17 protein-coding genes are annotated in these 19,735 nt (G+C 46.1%); 7 read left to right on the top strand and 10 right to left on the bottom strand.

Annotated elements, in window-relative coordinates; genetic code table 11:
- The first annotated feature begins 11 nt into the window (after window positions 1–11).
- Window positions 12–1,094, top strand: coding sequence for a class I fructose-bisphosphate aldolase (locus QUB70_RS13990; protein ID WP_332981148.1), 1,083 nt, complete (start codon window positions 12–14; stop codon window positions 1,092–1,094).
- A 364-nt stretch (window positions 1,095–1,458) separates the two neighbouring features.
- Window positions 1,459–2,340, top strand: coding sequence for a CRISPR-associated endoribonuclease Cas6 (cas6, locus tag QUB70_RS13985; protein WP_332981146.1), 882 nt, complete (start codon window positions 1,459–1,461; stop codon window positions 2,338–2,340).
- Here the strand turns inward: cas6 and QUB70_RS13980 are convergent, their stop codons facing one another.
- Together QUB70_RS13980 and QUB70_RS13975 are read right to left on the bottom strand one after the other, a co-directional pair.
- Window positions 2,341–2,667 carry an antibiotic biosynthesis monooxygenase gene (locus QUB70_RS13980; protein ID WP_332981144.1) on the bottom strand — a complete coding sequence of 109 codons (327 nt, stop codon included), beginning with the start codon at window positions 2,665–2,667 and terminating at the stop codon, window positions 2,341–2,343.
- Between the two features lie 123 nt (window positions 2,668–2,790).
- Window positions 2,791–3,822, bottom strand: a complete 1,032-nt coding sequence (locus QUB70_RS13975; protein WP_332981143.1) for an Rpn family recombination-promoting nuclease/putative transposase — start codon at window positions 3,820–3,822, stop codon at window positions 2,791–2,793.
- 170 nt (window positions 3,823–3,992) lie between these two features.
- Here QUB70_RS13975 and QUB70_RS13970 point away from each other — a divergent pair, with 170 nt between their 5' ends.
- Window positions 3,993–4,451, top strand: coding sequence for a response regulator (locus tag QUB70_RS13970; protein ID WP_332981142.1), 459 nt, complete (start codon window positions 3,993–3,995; stop codon window positions 4,449–4,451).
- A gap of 230 nt (window positions 4,452–4,681) precedes the next feature.
- The gene (locus QUB70_RS13965) at window positions 4,682–4,975 is read left to right on the top strand and encodes a DUF2103 domain-containing protein (protein WP_332981140.1); all 294 of its coding nucleotides are present in this window, start codon (window positions 4,682–4,684) and stop codon (window positions 4,973–4,975) included.
- Here QUB70_RS13965 and QUB70_RS13960 read toward each other — a convergent pair.
- The 8 genes from QUB70_RS13960 to QUB70_RS13925 form a co-directional block, all read right to left on the bottom strand.
- The gene (locus QUB70_RS13960) at window positions 4,964–5,590 is read right to left on the bottom strand and encodes a HEAT repeat domain-containing protein (protein WP_332981138.1); all 627 of its coding nucleotides are present in this window, start codon (window positions 5,588–5,590) and stop codon (window positions 4,964–4,966) included. The genes QUB70_RS13965 and QUB70_RS13960 overlap by 12 nt on opposite strands.
- A gap of 301 nt (window positions 5,591–5,891) precedes the next feature.
- Window positions 5,892–7,637: a tetratricopeptide repeat protein gene (locus QUB70_RS13955; protein WP_332981136.1), complete on the bottom strand. Its 1,746-nt coding sequence runs from the start codon at window positions 7,635–7,637 to the stop codon at window positions 5,892–5,894.
- A 617-nt stretch (window positions 7,638–8,254) separates the two neighbouring features.
- Complete coding sequence (locus QUB70_RS13950) at window positions 8,255–9,088, bottom strand: HEAT repeat domain-containing protein (RefSeq protein ID WP_332981134.1); 834 nt, start codon at window positions 9,086–9,088, stop codon at window positions 8,255–8,257.
- A gap of 225 nt (window positions 9,089–9,313) precedes the next feature.
- The gene (locus QUB70_RS13945; protein ID WP_332981132.1) at window positions 9,314–9,586 is read right to left on the bottom strand and encodes a phycobilisome linker polypeptide; all 273 of its coding nucleotides are present in this window, start codon (window positions 9,584–9,586) and stop codon (window positions 9,314–9,316) included.
- Window positions 9,587–9,687: 101 nt separating this feature from the next.
- Window positions 9,688–10,557, bottom strand: a complete 870-nt coding sequence (locus QUB70_RS13940; RefSeq protein ID WP_332981131.1) for a phycobilisome linker polypeptide — start codon at window positions 10,555–10,557, stop codon at window positions 9,688–9,690.
- Window positions 10,558–10,927: 370 nt separating this feature from the next.
- Window positions 10,928–11,743: a phycobilisome linker polypeptide gene (locus QUB70_RS13935; RefSeq protein ID WP_332981128.1), complete on the bottom strand. Its 816-nt coding sequence runs from the start codon at window positions 11,741–11,743 to the stop codon at window positions 10,928–10,930.
- 149 nt (window positions 11,744–11,892) lie between these two features.
- On the bottom strand, window positions 11,893–12,381 hold the full coding sequence (gene cpcA / locus QUB70_RS13930; protein WP_332981127.1) for a phycocyanin subunit alpha: 489 nt from the start codon (window positions 12,379–12,381) through the stop codon (window positions 11,893–11,895).
- A 102-nt stretch (window positions 12,382–12,483) separates the two neighbouring features.
- A complete protein-coding gene (locus QUB70_RS13925; RefSeq protein WP_332948147.1) occupies window positions 12,484–13,002 on the bottom strand; it encodes a phycocyanin subunit beta in 519 nt (172 codons plus the stop codon).
- A 1,319-nt stretch (window positions 13,003–14,321) separates the two neighbouring features.
- On the opposite strand from QUB70_RS13925, the gene QUB70_RS13920 reads away from it, so the two are divergent.
- From QUB70_RS13920 to psb27, 3 genes are all read left to right on the top strand, one after another.
- Entirely contained in the window at window positions 14,322–17,144 is a 2,823-nt protein-coding gene (locus QUB70_RS13920) for a cation-translocating P-type ATPase (protein WP_332981126.1), read from the top strand.
- Window positions 17,145–17,450: 306 nt separating this feature from the next.
- Window positions 17,451–18,683, top strand: coding sequence for a DNA replication/repair protein RecF (locus tag QUB70_RS13915; RefSeq protein ID WP_332981125.1), 1,233 nt, complete (start codon window positions 17,451–17,453; stop codon window positions 18,681–18,683).
- Between the two features lie 584 nt (window positions 18,684–19,267).
- Window positions 19,268–19,666: a photosystem II protein Psb27 gene (psb27, locus tag QUB70_RS13910; RefSeq protein WP_332981123.1), complete on the top strand. Its 399-nt coding sequence runs from the start codon at window positions 19,268–19,270 to the stop codon at window positions 19,664–19,666.
- Window positions 19,667–19,735: the final 69 nt, after the last annotated feature.

Below are 19,735 nucleotides of genomic sequence, written 5' to 3'. Positions count from 1 at the left end.
GGGAAATCTGCATGACAGCTACACTATCAGTTCCCAGTTCGCTCGAATCTTGGCTGGGCGACGAAGCGGAAGACTTGCTCACCCATCAAGCGAAAGTTTCTAAAGATTTGTTGCACCTGCCGGGCCCGGATTGGGTCGATCGCAGTTTCGCTCAAACCGATCGATCTCCCCAAGTTTTGCGATCGCTTCAGCAACTCTATTCTAGCGGACGCTTGGCAAATACCGGCTATTTATCCATCCTGCCGGTAGACCAAGGAATCGAACACTCGGCGGCAGCTTCTTTTGCACCGAATCCCATCTATTTTGACAGCGAAAACATCATCAAACTAGCAATCTCTGCTGGCTGCAATGCTGTCGCAACAACCCTGGGAGTTTTGGGAAGCGTATCTCGCAAATACGCCCACAAAATCCCTTTCATCCTCAAACTTAATCACAACGAATTGCTGACTTATCCCAATCAATACGACCAAATAATGTTTGCTTCCGTCGAACAAGCTTGGAATTTGGGAGCAGTTGCAGTCGGAGCAACAATTTATTTTGGTTCGCCGGAATCGACGCGGCAAATCCAAGAAGTTAGTCAAGCTTTTGCCCACGCTCACGAATACGGAATGGCAACAATTCTGTGGTGCTATCTCCGCAACGATATTTTTAAACAAGACAAAGATTATCACCTTGCAGCGGATTTAACCGGGCAAGCAAATCACTTGGGAGTGACAATTCAAGCTGACATTATCAAGCAGAAGTTGCCCGAGTGCAATAACGGTTACGAAGCTGTTGCTAAAGCAAGCGGCAAGAGTTACGGCAAAACCGACAAGCGCGTTTATTCGGATTTGACAACGGATCACCCGATCGATCTAACACGCTATCAAGTGCTCAACTGTTATGCGGGAAGGATGGGTTTAATTAACTCCGGCGGTGCTTCCGGGAAAAGCGATTTTGCCGAAGCCATTCGCACGGCGGTAATCAACAAACGCGCTGGCGGCTGCGGCTTAATTTCCGGGCGCAAAACTTTTCAGCGTCCCTTTGAAGAAGGTGTAAAATTGTTCCACGCCATTCAAGACGTTTATTTGTCGTCCGAAATTGCGATCGCCTAATTCATTAATATCAGCCATAGGGTGTGTCGCCTACAATAAATTTTTGCCCAAAAATGGACAATTTCATAGCGACGCACCAGCACGGATCAAGAACTCTTGTCAACAACCCCAAAAATGTATTGTAGGAATAATCATTATAAATATTATCAATCAATACGGTTCACTTAACATTATTTACACTCCGGAGATCCCCCTAAATCCCCCTTAAAAAGGGGAGTAGGGGTTGACTTTGAGGGCATTCTTGTTCCCCCTTTTTTAAGGGGGTTAGGGGGGAGCTGTCTTAAGTATTGTATTATAAATTGCAACTTAACTGTAATATTAATAGTAACGTAACAGATATACAGACAAAATATATAATTTTTAAATGCCTCACAGCCTCGTTTTAAACCTGCTACCAGTTGCACCCATCCCATCCCAATTTTTAACGGGACGGCATCTTCACGCCTTATTTCTCAACCTTGTGAGTGCTGTAGACAGCGATTTGAGCGCGTACCTGCACGACCAATCGAATGAAAAAGCTTTCACATTAAGCTTTTTCCAAGTAAGCAGACAAGAGGTGGCAAAAAGTAGCACTGCGCCGACACAAAAGAGAGTTTTGCCTGCGGCGGCGCGCCCAATTTTCCAGGCCATACAGTGGGAACAAAAGCAAGCAATTCGCGAAAATACGCCGATTTGGTGGCGCATTTCTCTGCTGGATGACAGTTTGTTCGATCGGCTAACTCAACTTTGGCAGCAATTGAATTTCGAGAGCCCTTGGCATCTGGGGCCGACAAATATATACATTACTAATATTGTGAGCGAACCGCAATCAAACCAGCCTTGGGTGAACTTTTGTACTTACGCCGAACTGTTCGATAGAGCTTCAGAAACAGAGCGCCAAATTGCTTTTACTTTTTGCACTCCTACTAATTTTCGGCAAGGTGTATACGATAGTGCTATGCCAAGTAGAGAAAGTGTTTTTGGCAGTTTGGCCAACCGCTGGAACAAGTACAGCAGCATTGCGATTGAACCTACTTTCATAGAAGCTATTTTCCCCAGTTTCTTCGATATCCGAACCGAAGTTAGTACCGATTCTAGAAGTAAATTTATTGGCTGCGTCGGCGATGTTAGTTACCGAATTATGGGAGATGTTAATCCGGTTGCTATTAAGCAAATTAACGCTTTAGCAGATTTTGCGCTTTACAGCGGAGTCGGGCGAAAAACGCCGATGGGTATGGGAATGACGCGCCGATTGCAGAATTTTTAATCATTCACTTTTTGGCTGAATTTCACTGACGATTTCATAAACATCTGTGTCGGGAATTTTGGCAAACAAAGGCGTCATCTGCTTTAATATTTCCTGATAAGCTTCGCTTTGATTTGCGGCCATCTCTTCTACGCTTTCCCAAAAAATGATGGCAATACCTTTGTCTGTATTGGGCAATTGCAGCAGATATGCTCCCTTAAAACCTGTAGCATAAGTTGCGACGGCTTTTTCAAAAAGTTCTTCTGCTTCTTTAAATTTTCCTGGTTTAAATTCGCCAATGGCAACGTAGGCAAACTGATGTCTGAGAAAGTCTAGAAATTCTGACATATCCTTTTCCTCAAAAAATCGCGATACACCAAGTTATATTTTACCCGATCGCCCGAAATTTGTGAATATCGCTGTTTATAAGTATATCGACCTAAAAAAACCTAACAGCGATCGATCTTTCGATTATTCTGCTCTATCCAACCAAACCATTAAATCGGATAAACTAGAAAATCCGGCTATCTCCTCCACCAAACTCTCTAATTGCTCAACCGATATTTCCCCAATCCGCGAAACTACATCGGGATTTACTGCTCCTACTCGTCGCTCCAGCATCCGCAAAATTAATGCTCTTTGACCTGCTATAATTCCCTCTTGAATCCCTTCTTGACGGCCTGCTTGAATGCCTTCTTGACGGCCCGCTTGAATCCCTTCTTGACGGCCTTCTTGAATCCCTTCTTGACGGCCCGCTTGCATCAATTGAATTCTAGCTCGCTCCAAACCTTCTTCTATCCCTCTAGAAACTATTCCCCGCTGTTCTTCGATCGCCGCTTCTTGGGCTTCCATATCCTGGAACTCTTTCAAGCTTAAGTTAGCTTCATTGGCAATTTGAAAAGCTTTTTCTAGTTCTGGAACTGTTTCCATTGAGGCTGGGATTGTTTCTAGATCGGGAGTGTGCTTCATAAAATAAATCCATTTATCAGTCAAGCTTGTGAGTTCATCTAACTCTTTTTTGAACTTCGGCAACTCGACAAAAAACATTTCAACTTGGAGATGCGGATAATCAAATAGTTTCTCTTTTTCTTTAAACAAAAAATGAGAAATAACATCAGGTTGTTCTTTAAACATTTCAAAATCAGTAATCGTCAAGGCAATTACTGGTTTTAATCTCGGATAACCATCTCGGATTTTGAGTTGGTTGGCATAGGTTTTGGCTAGGTTGTAGATGACTCGTTTTTCAAAAGCGGCTACATTCAAAACTTGCATTTCAATAATTACCGTCTTGTTGCCGGTAATTCGAGCTTTGACATCCAAATAACTATCTTTGAGTCCGCTGACGGTAGCAGGCGAGTAAGGGTCAATAATTTGCAAGTCTTGGATGATTGGCTCACCGGCATAAATTAGAGCATTTAAGAAGCTGATGAGGATGTCTTGGCTGTCGGTGGAACCAAAGATTTTTTTGAAGGCAAAGTCTGTTTTAGGGCTGATAAATTTCATGATATTTTTCCTAATTTGTTTTATTGATTTATGAAATAATTTCAGGAAGTGCGATCGCTTCGGGGCTCTGAAAACTGGGTAGCTGCAATAACCCACTTGAATTTATGATAATACGGGTGATATAAATTTAACATACAAGTATAAATAAAGCCAACAAAAAAGTAACAAAAATGACCAAAATATTAGTAATAGAAGACGATAACTCGATCCGAGAAACCGTATTAGAACTTTTGGAATCGCGCGGTTTTGAAGCTTTAGGCGCCGAAAACGGACAAGTCGGTATCCAGTTAGCCACCGCCCAAATTCCCGATTTAATTTTGTCTGATGTCATGATGCCCGAACTAGACGGTTTACAAGTTTTCGCGGTTTTGCGATCGCACCCTGCAACCGCCAGCATTCCGTTTATTTTTATGACGGGTTCAGAAATGGAAAAAGCTCTCAAACTCAAAGCAGACGGCTATCTCAAGAAACCTTGCGGCATCGCAGAAATACTCGGGGCGATCGCAACTCAACTAGAAAAACCGACAGTTATAGCAGAAGGAAGAAGGAAGAAGGAAGAAGGAAGAAGGAAGAAAGAAGAAGGAAGAAGGAATACAAGCTCATGGAAAGTGGAATTAAAAATGTCCTAACCATCCTAGCGGTTGCTATACCAACCCAAAACATCAAAAAGTACCGGACAATTCTGCGCCATCAAATCTCAGCTTGCGGGGCAGGAATCAAAAATATCGGTTTGAGATTGCGTCGGTTTGCTGGCAATGACACGCACAGTAACGTTATTGATACATAAGTTGAGGGAATTTCAAACTGCTTCCACTCAGGGGTGGCTTAGACTGGGTATGTTGAATTTGGTTAAAAATTTATGAACGCACAACCCAAAGGCCGCCTAGTTTGGAATCACTCTACCCACCTTCCCGGTTTGATACCCATTTTAGAGCGCCTCACCCTAAAAATCGGCATTCAAACAGTCACGCCCGGGGTCATCAACACAGTTAAAGGACACATCCCCCGCATGACATTAAGAGTGTCAGTACCCATCCGCGGGGGATTTAAAATCATCGCCAGACAGGGCAAAACCGTACAAGAAGTCTTTATATTAACCACTCTCAGTCAAGGGGACTTGGAAGAGACGATCGCCAAAACCCTAGCCAAGTGACAATTTTTCCTTAGCAAGCAAAGCCCGGGCTCTAACCGAAGTAGTTTCATCGCTTTGGGTGATTTCCTCAAGTCTGGCCGAAACTTCCGCTAACCAATCCGGTTTAACAGTCGCAGCGCCCGCCAAAGCTTGCAAACCCCCCGCTGCTGCGTAGCGAACCACCCATTCTGGATCGCGGGACGCTTGCAGCAGCGTTTTCACAGCGCGAAGTTGAGCATCGGCAATTTGTTCTGCGGGCATCAGTTCCCAGCAAATCGTCCCCAAACCCCTAGCCGCCGCCCGCCGCACGCTCAAAGCAAAGTCATTCGCCGCTGCATCGAGCAAAATCTCCAAACCCCTGGGATCGCCAATTCCCGCCAAAGCCCGAACAGCCCAAGCCCTCGCTCCGTAATTGTAGCCGTCAAGCTGTTCTAGAAGCGGCAGTACGGCGGGTTCTCCGAGTTGAATCAGCCCGTCAACGGCGGCCACAGCGGCGCCTGGGTTGTTGTAACCGAGCACTGTAATTAAGGTAGGAATTGCTTCTGTTGAGTCAGCCGCCGCCAGTGCTTTGACAGTATTTAACAAGCCCTCGGAAGAATCTGCTTGTTCGACTGCGCGAATTAGTTCTAATGCCATTTATTTGTAAACTTTACCGTGACTATTGTAATTGTAGGTTGGGTCGATCGCGCGATCGAACTTTTTGTAGTGTGGCTGAGGCGCGGGGATTAACTTGAAAAGCTTACCCTGCTCGAAGTAGGACTAAGCTGTTACGCATTTAAAATATTATTGTAGGGTGCGTCAGCCCTTTCTCGTTTCCCTTGCAAGCGTCAGTGTTCTAGCTGACGCACCCTACAGGTCTCGTTAGTGGTTTAAATGCTCCACAGCTTATCTTGGTTAAAGAGTCGAATCCGCAAAAAAACTCGACTCCATACCCGCGCTAGGAATTCTTGCGCTGTGCATCCTCACCGCCTTCGCGCTTCCTATAAGCCTTAGCCCAAGCATAGCGCTGCGGATTTTTTGTCAGCAGATATTCCACAACTTCCCGACGCTTCTCATCCTTAGCATTTTTGACAACCCGCTTCAGTTCGGAATCTATATCTTCTGATTCAGCACCGCGTTTAATTGCCTTGTTAAACCAATCATCGCCCTGTGAATATTGACCTCGCTCATAACAAATAGCTCCCATCAAAGTGTAAGGATGATGACTTTGAGGCTGATACTCAATAGCTTTTAGCGCGCACTTTTGTGCATCATCTAATTTATCAATATCTCGGAAAGCACCGCCCCTCGTTGTTAACAAAGCTGACTTGAGCTTATTTTCTTTGATTTGGTCGAAGTCCAGATTTTCTGTCACCTTCAATGCACTTTCTGGTTCATCTGCCTTGCGCCAATGACTGCTGGCGTTGGGCAAGTTCCATTTATCCCCAGTGCGCTCATATTCCCGATCGTAGAAAAGCGCTTCAAGCCTGTGGTAGGCCATAGCAATCTTTCCATGACTAGCTAAAAGTTTCTGTTGTATTAACTGAACAACTAACACAGGATCTAGACGCTCTTCTCTCTCCAATTTTACCATAATTGCGTAAAACGGATCGAAGGGGAAATCACGATCTATAATCCGATACTTGACCTTGAGAGCAGCAAATTCCTTTTCTTGGGCAAAGGTAATTACATCCTCACGTCCATTCTGTTTCAGCCAATCAAAATCAGCCTCACTCAACGACTCTCCAGATTGGATTTGGGATTTCAGACTAGCAACATAGTTTTCAATAGCAAAAGTAATTACATCCTCACGTCCATTCTGTTTCACCCAATCCAAATCAGCCTCACTCAACGGCTCTCCAGATTGAATTGTTGACTTGAGAATATCAGCATATTTTTCAATGGCAACAGTAATTGTCTCAGTCAGTTTACGCTTTTTCAGAAAGTTAATATCCTGCTCACCTAGAGGATGGTCTAAATCAATTTTCTTGAGAACTTTATAAAGATGGCTCGATCGTGATGAATCCTCAGATTCATGAGCTTTATACTTAACCTTCAGTTCAGCAAAGTGCCGTGTCTGTTCAATCTCCAAAACAATGCTAAGCGTTTCGCTCAGTTGATGCTCTTCCAGCCAGTTAAGTTCTGACTCGCTCAACTGCATATCTGCATCCAGGTTATTCAATATTTGATAGAGTGGATTAGAGACAGATGTTTCTGCGTATTCACTAGCTTTGTACTTATCCTTTAGTTGGGCAAACTCAGCTTCCCGTCCAGCTTTTTGTTGCCAAAAAATTTCTAGAGTATCAATCAGTTGGTTATTGAACAGCCAGTTAGCCTCTACATCGCTTAATGTTTCTCGTGCATCGAGTTGCTTGAGAATTTGATACAAGGGGCTATCAAGTGAACAATCTGGGTATTCACTAGCTTTGTACTTAGCCTTTAGTGCAGCAAATCGCGCCATATCTTTAGCGATAGCCACTGTTTTAGTAAGCCCCTCTTCTTGCAGATATTTAACTTCTAAGTCAGTTAGGTGATTTTCAGAGTCAAGTTTCCAAAGGATAGGATACAAAGAACTGGATAGCCGTAAATCGGGATGTCTGGTTACTTTGAACTTAGACTTGAGTTGAGAAAATTTAGCATCTAGTTTTATTCGTTCTTCAGCCTTATGTAGTGGCTCTTTCTCGATAGCTTCTATTGTTTCCAAAAGTTCTTGGTTTAGTAACCAATTCCACTCGAAGTCGGTAATTTCAATTTCTAAATCAGCTTTTTGCAGAATGAGATACAGAAGACTAGAGGGAGATGAATCTTCATATTTTGTTGTTTGATACTTGGACTTCAGCGCTGCAAAATGTTGCACCTGGACTTCCAAATCGTCGTTGCTCATGGTGAATCCCCCGATTTATACTTCTAGCTGCTACACTACCATCTCGCAGCATTCCGCGATCGCCCGCAGTCAAAACCCAAACTTTTTTAACTGAAAACTCATCCAGATGGTAATATTATTTTAACACGCTCGCTTTCACCAACTACAGCTATCACCCTCAGTATTTTCACTGAAATTTTATAATTTTTAACACCTAAAGCCCCATCTCTCATTCCATCAAATCATCAGCCACCAGTTCACCCGGAGAAAAGCGAGAAAATAGCAGTTCTCAATTATCTGAAATACAGATATGCGGTAGGGACACAGCACTGCTGTGTCCTGAATTTACTCAAATACAGATAGGGGGTAGGGACACAGCACGGCGCTGTGTCCTGAATTTACGCCAGACAATTGAGCATCGCTACAGCAATCTTATTTCAGTTGTGAACTAATTTTTTTCACAGTAAACTATCCATTAAATTCATAACTTGGATAGCTTCATCTGACAAAGATAGAGATGCTTGTTGTGCGAGGTGATGCTCCAAAACTCCTTTGAGCGCAATCAATTTCATGCTATTTTCTGCTAAAGTTTCAGAAATAGCTTGAGCTCCGGGCAAATAGCCGATCGCCCCCAAGTCCATCAAAGCCGATCGCCGCAACTGCAAATTATCCCCATTCAAAGCCCTTATCAACCGATCTCCGTAAATGCGATCGCCAGTCAACTGATACATCGCCCGCGCCGCAGCGTACTGCACCCGCTCCACAGAATGCTCTAAAAAAGGTGAAATTAGCGGTATAGCTTCTGTCGCTCGCAGCGTACCCAAAGCTTCAATTACCGAGTCGTAAGGCTGCACAAGGTGCGATTTGCCAGCCACTCGTAGGGCTACAGCTACGCCCCCATCTAAGAGTTTCATCAGCGGTGGAATGGAATCGCGATCGCCCAGCATTTCTAGAGCTTGAGCCGCCGCTTCCCGCACGTAATAATCCGCACATTCCAAACACCGAATCAGCGCCGGTAAGGCTTGTTTGTCGCCCAATTTACCCAGCGCCCGCGCCGCATTTCGTAATAGGGAATAATCGCCTATTTTTGTTTGTTCTGATTCTTCTTGCAATGCGGCAATCAAAGCTGCGATAGCAGCAGGTTCCTTGACTCGAAATCTACCAATCCACCAAGCAGCATAATACCGGAGACTGTAATCTTGGGAGTGCAAATTTGCGATCGCCTTTTCTACTGTTAAAGACTCGCCCTCAGCTACACCCGCCGGCGGTGAGTCGGATTCGTCAAAATTCATAATTTTTAATATCGCTTAGGAAACTCGGCGATTGAAATCGCGTCTACACAGACAAAACCCGCCTGCGCGGGTTGGGGAAACTCGGCGATTGAAATCGCGTCTACACAGACAAAACCCGCCTGCGCGGGTTGGGGAAATTCGGCGATTGAAATCGCTTCTATACAGACGAAACCCGCCTGCGCGGGTTGGGGAAACTCGGCGATTGAAATCGCCCTTTTCAATCTATTAATTATCATCCTCGGATGATTCATGGGATGATTCTGCGATCGCACTTAACGGCTGAATGCTGACAATTTTCCCGCCCATGCGAGTAATCCGCTGCATTTCTTGATTCATCCGATTGTACGGCACGGTGACAAATGTACTCGCGCTCGATCGAATCGAATAATCCACATTATTTGTTTCATCGCTTTGGCGCAAGCCCACAACTTCATACCGAAAGCAGCGACCAGCCGAAGCTGTATTACCACTTTTTCCAGCTACAATTTGACCGAACATAAGCTTCTTGGTAATTGGTAATTCTGACTGTTGACTGTTGACTGTTGACTAAAAGCTACTAACTGCCAACTGCCAACTGCCAACTGCCAACTGCCAACTGACTAAATTGGAGTAATGCTAGCGATTTTCCCGCCCAGGCGTTGAAATTTCTGCATTTGCGAGGACAAATCCTCAACAGGTACGATAAACGCCTTGCTGCTGTGGCGCACCCTGGGATAGCCACCCGTGCGAATGCCCGACACTTCAACGCGGAAAAGCCGCCCTTCTTTACCGTAAGCTGCCGCGCCGCCGAAACCGCTGCTGGGAGTTACGTTTTGTGTCGAAGACCGATATGCCCAACCTTCGTTGCCACCAGAAGGCCCAACTACAGCCGTAGCGCTGTTAGTGCCGAGTTCGACAGCTAAGCGGGAGTTATTGCCTTCTAGTTGAGATGTATCGCTGTTTGCATAGCCCCGATATAGCCGGAACATCCGGGTAAAACCAACGGTTTTTTGACCAATCTGCGTGTTAAAGCCCCGGTAGTAAGGGACGATACTCTCGCCGAAGTTTTCTTGATACTCTACTGAATCGATGTAAGAATCAACATCAGCGTTGTAGCCTTGTGTTTGGTACAAATCTAAGTGATAAACTACTTCCGATTCGTCGTAGGGAGCGCGACCTAGCAAGTGTTTGTAGTTTAGTTCGATCGCCCGAGTTTGGAAGCTGCTGTAGAAAAACTTGGTTTTGTACAGTTCCGATTTTGCCACTGCACGCACAAATTCTCGCACCGTTAAACTGCCGTCTCGCAGGAGAGATTCAGCACTTATCAGGCGCTCGGATTTCATCAAATAGTCGTTGCCCAGCACCTGACGGTAAACGGCGCGGATTACTACTTCCACGTCATCTTTGGTGTAGTTCGGGCGCAATTCTACCTTCGGTGCATCGCTCAATGCGGATGTTCCCAGTCTGGATGCTGCTGTCGTAATCGCCACCAGATTTTCTCCTAAATTAATAACAAAAATTTAAAGCTTGGTTGCACTGGAAATTTTTAGGACTAAGGATAATATGTCTCAAAGTAGGGTGCGCAGTGCGCACCATTGGTGTCAACAATCGCCCTAAAACCTTTGTATCTCGTTTATAGCCTCTTGCCCGATCCCCCTCGCATCCCCCGAAAGCAAGGGGGACTTTGATCCGTTTCCTGTCCCCCCCTTGCTTTCGGGGGGCTAGGGGGGAGCTGGCCTCGGATAAAAGCGAGATTTATCAACTGTTTCAGGCTGGTTGTTGACACCAACGACCTTACTCATACACATTAATTAGTCCTAATTTGTTAAAGACGCTTCAAAAAAAACGTCTTTACAAACTTTAAGCTGTGGTAATACTTACCACTTTGCCGCCACGTTTGTTGATTTGCTGCAAGCGGCTCGAAAGTTGATCGTAAGGCACGAGATATTCGGTAGTAGTGCGCCGCACTTGGGGGGAGAACTTAGCCGAACCTTGCATTGCTGTGACTCGGTAGAGTTCGCCGCGAGAGCCGCCAGAAGTGCCGGCAAGGGCTTTTCCGATGGAGGGAGTGGAGATGGGCGAAGCCGTATTTCTGGCAACTTCCCAGGTTAGCCGCGCTTGCTTTTGGTTTTGGGCGCGATCGCTGTTGGCATAGCCCCGGTACAATTGAAACATCCGGTTAAAACCGACTGTTTTTTGACCTCTTTGAGTCGCGAAACCCCGATAGTAAGGCACTACACTATCGCCAAAATTGTCTTGATACTCTACTGAGTCAATGTAAGAATTGATTTCAGCTTCGTAGCCTTCTGCATTGTACAAATCAACGTGGAAAGCAATTTCCGACTCGTCGTAAGGAGCGCGGCCTAACAGATGCTTGTAATTAAGCTCGATTAACCGCGTTTGCGAGTTCGGGTAAAAAAACTTTTTCCGATAAGTTTCGGAATGTGCAATTGCCCGCACAAAATCTTTAACTGAAATCTGTCCTTGCACCAGTAAAGATTCGGCACTGGTGACTCGTTCACTCGACATTAAATACTCGTTGCCGAAAACTTGGCTGTAAGCAGCGCGAATTACTGCTTTCGCATCGTCTTGCGTCCAGTGGGGGCGCAGTTCAACTTGTCCGGCTTCTTCAAATGCTTTTATTCCCAACCGTTCTGCTGCACCTAATCCCGCCATTTTCGCTTCTTCCTTTTTTTGCTTTAAAAACTAACAACTGCTTAAAAAAGTATTTGGAAAACTCGGCTAAGATCGCAGATGCCCGGAATTCTAAACAACCGCTAACACTCAAGCTAACAGCAGCTTACAATTCCGGGCATCACGCAAATCTAGCTTAGAGCGTTGATTGCGTAGTCGAGGTAGGAATTAGCTTCAGTTGCAGAGTCGCCACTCAAACCGTGGTTGGCTTTGATGTACTTGAGAGCTTCAACGTACCAGCTAGGAGACAATTCAAATGTCCGGTTGATTTCGTCAACACCTGCAATCAGGTACTCATCCATAGGGCCGGTGCCGCCTGCAACTAAGCAGTAGGTTACCATCCGCAGGTAGTAGCCGATGTCGCGGGAACACTTGGCTTTGCCGGTTGCAGTGGACGCGTAGTTCGGCCCTTGCATTTGTTGGGTGTACGGGAATTTGTTGTACACAGCTTGAGCTGCACCGTCAATCAACTGCTGAGACTTGGCGGTCAACGACTTGGCTGCCTCCAAACCTGCTGCTGCTTGGCGGAAGCGGCCGAAGGCGACTTGCAATTCAGTGCTGCTCAAGAAACGGCCTTGAGAATCGGCTGCGGTTACTGCTTCGGTCAAAGGGGTTTTCATTGTTCTGGTTTCTCCCTAATGTTGTGTTGTTTTTGTACAAAAATGATTGTTTGCAAAAATGCGATGCTCGCTTCTTTACAGGAAATGCTCGTTTGGCTATTTTTAGCCGACTGCACTGGCTGCGCGGTCGAAGTAGCTGCCGATTTCAGACATCAGCGAGCTGCAATCACCACGGGTAACGCCGTTGGGGTCGTTAGCGATCGCGATTGCTGCTTCCTTCATTTTTTGCACGCCGGCTGCAACCGAGCCACCTGGAACTCCCAGAGCTTGGTAGGTTTCGCGCAGACCGTTCAAGCAGCGGTCATCCAAAACGCTGGCGTCGCCTGCAAATGTTGCATAGGTGACGTAGCGCAAGATGATTTCCATATCGCGCAAGCAAGCTGCCATGCGGCGGTTGGTGTACGCATTGCCACCAGGAGCGATCAGTTGCGGCTGTTCGGCAAACAGGGTGCGAGCTGCATTGGCGACGATGCTGGATGCGTTGCCGGTGATGCGGTTTACTGCGTCAATCCGCTTGTTAGCGTCGGAAACCATGCTGCTGAGAGCATCTAGTTGGCCCTGAGCTAGAAATTCGCCCCGAGCGTCAGATTGGGAAACCACTTTTGTAAATGCGTCAAACATGAAAGAACTCTCCTACTTGAGTTAATTGAGTTTGGTTGCGGTATAAAACCGTTAAGTTAAATTTGTTCAGGCGGATAGTGCCTGCAAGGGTTGAAATTTGATGCCAGCTAATCTGCTGCTTCGACCGATCTCTCCCTTTCCGCTACCTGCAATATTATTACATTGCAACGGACTTTTAAGAAACCTTAGAAAATTTTACACCTTTTATGAGATGCGACAAACCTTGTCAATCAGTGTTTTTGTTAACTTTGGCCTGTCGTTTCAACCCTCTGATAACTTTATACAATGCTCGCCCGCGTTTGTTTATTACAAATTATTACAGGAACTTATCTCTATTAGAAGGTAAATTGGGGTTGGGCGAGGGCTGGCAAATGTCCTCCCTGCGGTAGATGCGCGGGGGCAGCGATAAACCGCGATTCTGGTTCTATCACCGTGCTGTGGCGGTGGAACCGCCCCAAACCATCGAGTCGGGCATCGCCTCTGTTGGCTTTCCCACGGAAAACCGAATTGTTAAGAAGAGTTAAGCAAATTAACGTTTGGGCAAAAGAAAACTGGGGAATAGGGAAAAGCAAAATCCTGCGATTGCGCAGGATGCAGGCAGAATTCGGTAGTTGACACTCCTGGGCCTAAAGGCATGAGGATTCTTGCTTCATCCGTCCTCCCTAGAAACCCGAATACAAAATATTCAAATCTCCCCGTTTGGATACGTCCACAAGCGTACACGGACTGCCCGACCGCGTTTGAAACGATTTCTTGAATTTTTGCTTGACTCCCACATTTGTACAAGATTCAGGATTTTTACTACCAGGGTTCCGGATCGGGAGTCGTCCGCTTGACCTACTTCGTTTTTTATGTATGCGCTTTACCGCTAAAAGCATAATATCCTCAAAGCCGTCCTACAAGGCGATGTGCTGAGCGAAGTCGAAGTAACGGGGCTTTCAACCCAAATTTTCGGTAAAATCGAATCTTATTGTGACCCAGATCGCCACAGCCAGAGCTTTTGCCCGAAATATCAGCATTTAAACACAAAACTCAGCCGTTAGCCGTTGGGTAAAAGCTGAAGGAATTGCTAATTTTTAGTAGTAAGGTGGATAAGTGCTATCAGCGGTAGATCTAAAAACGGGGCGATCGAGCTAGAGACGCAGTGAAGTTGAAAGCTTCCTGCTTGAAAGCATCGAACCGCCCAATACGAGTCCCAAGTTAAACAGTTTTTTATTCAGAACTTATAACTCAAAACTCTCTCACTGCCATCAGCCACATCGATCGGCTGTAGCTGTCCGGCCGCAACCACCTTTATGCCCCATGCTCGATCGTAATTTATGTCTTCAACTTCTCCCTCTTCTTGGCACACCGTAGCAATTGACAAAACTCTCAAGCAGCTAAGCAGCAACAAAGACGCTGGCTTGAGCAGCCAACAGGTGTCAGAACGCTTGCAGCAATACGGCCCCAACGAACTCGAAGAAACAGGAGGCCGCAGTGCTTGGTCGATTTTTGTCGATCAGTTCACCAACATCATGTTGTTGATGCTGATGGGTGTGGCCGTGATTTCTGCATTCTTAGACATCAGGTCGAATACTTTTCCCAAAGATGCGATCGCCATTTTTGCGATCGTCATACTCAACGGCATTCTTGGCTATTTCCAAGAGCAAAGTGCTGAAAAAGCCCTCGCAGCCCTCAAAAACCTCGCTTCCCCCCTAGTCAGAGTCCTGCGGGACGGCAAAACTTCGGAAATAGCAGCCAAGGAACTCGTACCTGGAGACGTGATGCTATTGGAGGCTGGGGTAAAAATAGCAGCAGACGGACGCTTGATCGAAGCTTCCAACTTGCAAGTCAGAGAATCTGCTTTGACGGGAGAAGCTCTAGCAGTTACCAAGCAAGCCGATCTAGAACTTCCAGAAGATGCTTCCTTGGGCGATCGGCTCAACCTGATTTTTCAGGGCACAGAAGTTGTTCAGGGACGGGCAAAGGCGATCGTCACCGACACCGGAATGAAAACTGAACTGGGCAAAATTGCCGCCATGCTTCAGTCAGTAGAAAGCGAACCGACTCCCCTGCAACAGCGGATGAGCCAGTTGGGAAATGTTTTAGTCTCCGGTGCCCTAGGCTTAGTCGTAGTTGTCGTCATCGGTGGCATGATTACCTTCCAAAACGGCAGCATCGGTTTCGATACCAGCAGGTTTGAAGAACTGTTAGAAGTTTCTCTCAGCATGGCTGTGGCTGTAGTTCCCGAAGGACTCGCAGCAGTCGTGACAGTTACTTTGGCACTCGGAACTAGGCGGATGGTGAAGCGAAACGCCCTGATTCGCAAACTGCCTGCTGTGGAAACTTTGGGCTCGGTAACAACCATTTGTTCTGACAAAACAGGTACTCTGACTCAAAATAAAATGGTAGTTCAGCTAGTATCTACGGGCGACTGCACTGTCGGCGTTGGAGGCGACGGCTATGCCCCGATCGGAGATTTTACCGATCGCCATACCTCAGCCCAAATCAATAACTTAGAGGAATATCCAGAACTCGAATCTTTATTAATTGCCTGTGCAGTTTGCAACGACGCAGTGTTGCAGCAAGAACAGCAAGAATGGAAGATTTTGGGCGACCCCACCGAAGGAGCTCTGCTTTCTTTAGCGGGAAAAGCAGGCATTTATAAGGAAAAACAGTCTCAATTGCTGCCGCGGACGGCGGAATTTCCTTTTTCTTCCGAACGCAAGCGGATGAGCGTGATTTGCGAAGTGCCTGGCCGATCGGGACATTCGGGATTTCCCTCCGAAAACGGACAGCAGTCGAATTATTTGATGCTGACCAAAGGTTCTCCAGAATTGACTTTGGAGCGCTCTAAAGGCATTATCATCGGCGATCGAGTACAACCTTTAACTCAGGAAATGCGCGATCGCATCCTCGTCGAAAACAACAACATGGCAAGCGCAGGTTTGCGAGTCCTCGGATTTGGCTACAAACTCTGGGAAAACGTGCCGCCATCCGGTTCTGAGGAAACCAGCGAACAAGACATGATTTGGCTGGGACTCGTCAGTATGCTGGACGCCCCGCGCCCGGAAGTGCGAGAAGCAGTGGTGAAGTGCCGCGATGCAGGGATTCGGGTGGTGATGATTACAGGAGACCACCAGTTGACAGCAAAGGCGATCGCCTACGATTTAGGTATTGCCACAGAGGGCGATCGAGTTCTCACCGGTCAAGAATTAGAAAAGCTCAGCCAAGAAGAACTCAAACAGCAAGTCAAACAGGTTAGCGTTTACGCCCGCGTTTCCCCAGAACACAAATTACGCATCGTCCAAGCTTTGCAAAGTTTAGGCGAATTTGTAGCGATGACCGGCGACGGCGTTAACGATGCGCCCGCCTTAAAACAAGCGGATATCGGCATTGCAATGGGGATTACCGGCACCGATGTCAGCAAAGAAGCTAGTGATATGGTGCTCCTAGACGACAACTTCGCAACTATTGTCGCCGCTGCTGAAGAAGGGCGAGTGGTTTATACCAACATTCGCCGCTTTATTAAGTACATTTTGGGCAGCAACATCGGCGAAGTTTTGACGATTGCCGCCGCACCTTTAATGGGTTTGGGAGGAGTCCCGCTGACGCCGCTGCAAATTTTGTGGATGAACTTAGTAACAGACGGCGTTCCCGCTTTGGCCTTGGCCGTGGAACCGGGGGAACCGAACGTGATGAAAAAGCCTCCTTTCAGTCCGCGAGAAAGTATTTTTGCGCGGGGTTTGGGTTCTTACATGATTCGGATCGGGATTATTTTTGCAATTTTGACGATCGCGATGATGTCCTGGGCTTACGGATATACTACAAACCCCAACCATGTCGGAGATCCAGATGCTTGGAAAACAATGGTGTTTACAACTCTGTGTTTGGCGCAAATGGGTCACGCGATCGCAATTCGGTCTAACACTCAGCTAACTATCGAGTTAAATCCCTTCACTAATGTTTTTGTGTGGGGGGCTGTAATTGTGACTACTATTATGCAATTGATGCTGATTTATGTTCCGCCGCTGAGAGCTTTTTTCGGCACTCACTATTTAACGCCATTTGAGTTGATGGTTTGCTTCGGTTTCAGCGCCCTGATGTTTGTCTGGATTGAACTGGAAAAACTGTTCGTGCGCTTTTACAAATCTCGAAAATAGCGTTAACGGCTGACGGATAATGAGCGATGTTTCTTTATTCGTTAGAGCGATCGGATTTGGCGCTATTCTCAACAATATCCGCCAGGGGTTTTAACCCCTGGCTCACAGCGAAATTCATCGCTATGAAGACGAAATAGATTGTGACACGGAATTAAACATTTATTGCTTCGCTATAATGTCATTGCAAGCCGCTCCGAAAGCAATTGCGATCGGGGTTGCTAACGGATAAAATCCGCATTGCTTACTCTAGGATGACTGTATTACTAATTATCAATTACGAATTACCGATTACCGATTACTAATATTATGTATTTGAAAACGCTGCACCTACGGCAGTTTCGGAACTACTTCGATCAAAAGGTAGCGTTTGACGCTCCCAAAACTATTTTAGTAGGAAATAATGCTCAAGGAAAATCTAACTTGTTAGAAGCGGTAGAGTTGCTTTCCACATTAAAAAGTCACAGAGTATCGCGCGATCGCGATTTAATACTCGACTCAAAGCCGATCGGGCAAATTGATGCTACACTCGAACGCCAAACCGGAGCGATCGACTTAGCTTTAACTCTGCGCTCTGGGGCGCGCCGGGTATGCAAGCTCAACGGCGAACCGCTGCGCCGCCATTTAGACTTTTTGAGCGTCTTAAATGTAGTGCAGTTTTCTTGTTTGGATTTGGACTTAGTGCGCGGCGGGCCCGAAGGAAGGCGCAATTGGATCGATCGCCTAGTCATCCAGTTAGAACCGATTTACGCTCACATTTTGCACCAGTACAACCAAATTTTGCGCCAGCGAAACGCTCTATTGAAACGTTCTAAAGCAATCAGGAAAGCGGAATTTTCCGAAACTTTTGACAAAATGCAATTTCTGGCACCCGAAAGTCCCGAACCGGAAAATACAGAAGACTTACCAATTCCGACTTCCCCATCCCCAATTCCCAGTTCAGAATTAGCTTTGTGGGACGAGCAGTTGGCGACAGCGGGCGCTCGCGTGATCCGCAGGCGCGATCGAATTTTGGAGCGATTGATGCCTTTAGCTCGAAATTGGCACCGTTCAATTAGCGGTTCAGCAGAAGTTTTAGATGTGAAATACGATGCTAATATTGAAGTAAGCTCGGAATTAATCGCTAAAGACAATCTCGAAGGAGTGCGGCAAGCATTTTTAGAGAAAATTCAAAAAAGGGCGATCGCAGAACATTTTCAAGGAACCACTTTAGTCGGCCCCCACCGCGACGACATTACATTTACAATTAACAGTACCCCTGCTCGTCAATACGCCTCCCAAGGTCAGCAGCGAACTCTGGTATTAGCATTAAAATTAGCCGAATTGCAGCTTATTGAAGAAGTCGTCGGCGAAGCGCCTTTACTGTTGCTCGACGACGTACTTGCAGAACTCGATCTGAGTCGCCAAAATCAACTTTTAGAAACAATTCAAGAACGATTTCAAACTCTGATTACTACAACTCACCTAGGCGCTTTTGACAGTCAGTGGCTGCGACAAACCCAAATTCTCTCCGTCGTTTCCGGACAAATCAATCGATTTTAGATTTTAGATTTTAGATTTTAGATTGACAAATTTTCTGTTTCATGGTATAAGAACAAAAAAATGTAGAAAGTGGCATTATTACCTCAATTCGAGATAGGATAAAGGTTAATTTTGATTGCAGCTTTCGCTTCCATTTTTCTAACCCTTGTCAACGACCCAGGTCTAAAGACACTGGGCTTCTAGCCTAAGACTTAAACCACAGTTGACCAGATGCGTACCTGCGTACTACGTTAACGGTAAGAGTTTAAAGACCTACCAAGGGATGCGAAGCTAGTTCCTTGCTCTAGAAATTTAGGATTAAACAGACTTATTGGGTTAAATCAGTGTCCTAGATATAGTACCGGCCGTTAACTTTGTCGAAGCTAACATTACCCCGAAAGGGAGGCTCATAAAAGAGCGAACATTATGCGTACAGGGTTGCGAAGTTTGAGATGGTAATTGTCCCATCGAAAGTACACTACAAAAGTACACCGAATCTAGCAATCCCAAGGCGGTAATGGAAAGATTCACGCCGGTTTCAACCGCCGAGTTGTTTCCCTCTCAGCACTCTTCGTGACTGAGTTTCCCACTTACCGAATTTTTTTATGAAGCATTACATTTCCCGTCTGTTAGCCCTGGTATTAGTTGTTGTCATCGGCGTAGCGGGCTGTACCAATGTTCCGGCCACTCTGAGTGGAGATTATGGCCAAGACACATTAGCATTAGTGAAGAGCTTGAGAACAGCGCTCACTGTGCCAGAGGGCGCGCCGGAAAAAGCAGCCGCTCAAGCCGCTGCTCGCACAAGTATCAACGATTTTTTTGCTGCATACCGCCGCGATCCCGCTCTTACCAAGCTGGCCTCTTTCACGACAATGCGCACGGCATTAAACTCTTTGGCAGGACATTACAGTTCCTATCCCAACCGCCCCGTTCCTGAAAAGTTGAAAAAGCGTCTTGAGTCAGAATTTCAACAGGTAGAAGCTGCTCTCAATAGAGGATCTTAATCTCAACATTTAGGGATAAAAGATAAATTTTAATAATTAATCTTTCATCCTTGACATTTGAGTCTTAAC

The sequence above is a fragment of the Microcoleus sp. A003_D6 genome, from assembly GCF_036702825.1.
Classification (GTDB): Bacteria; Cyanobacteriota; Cyanobacteriia; order Cyanobacteriales; family Microcoleaceae; genus Microcoleus.
This window is presented reverse-complemented; position numbering and strand designations above follow the sequence as displayed.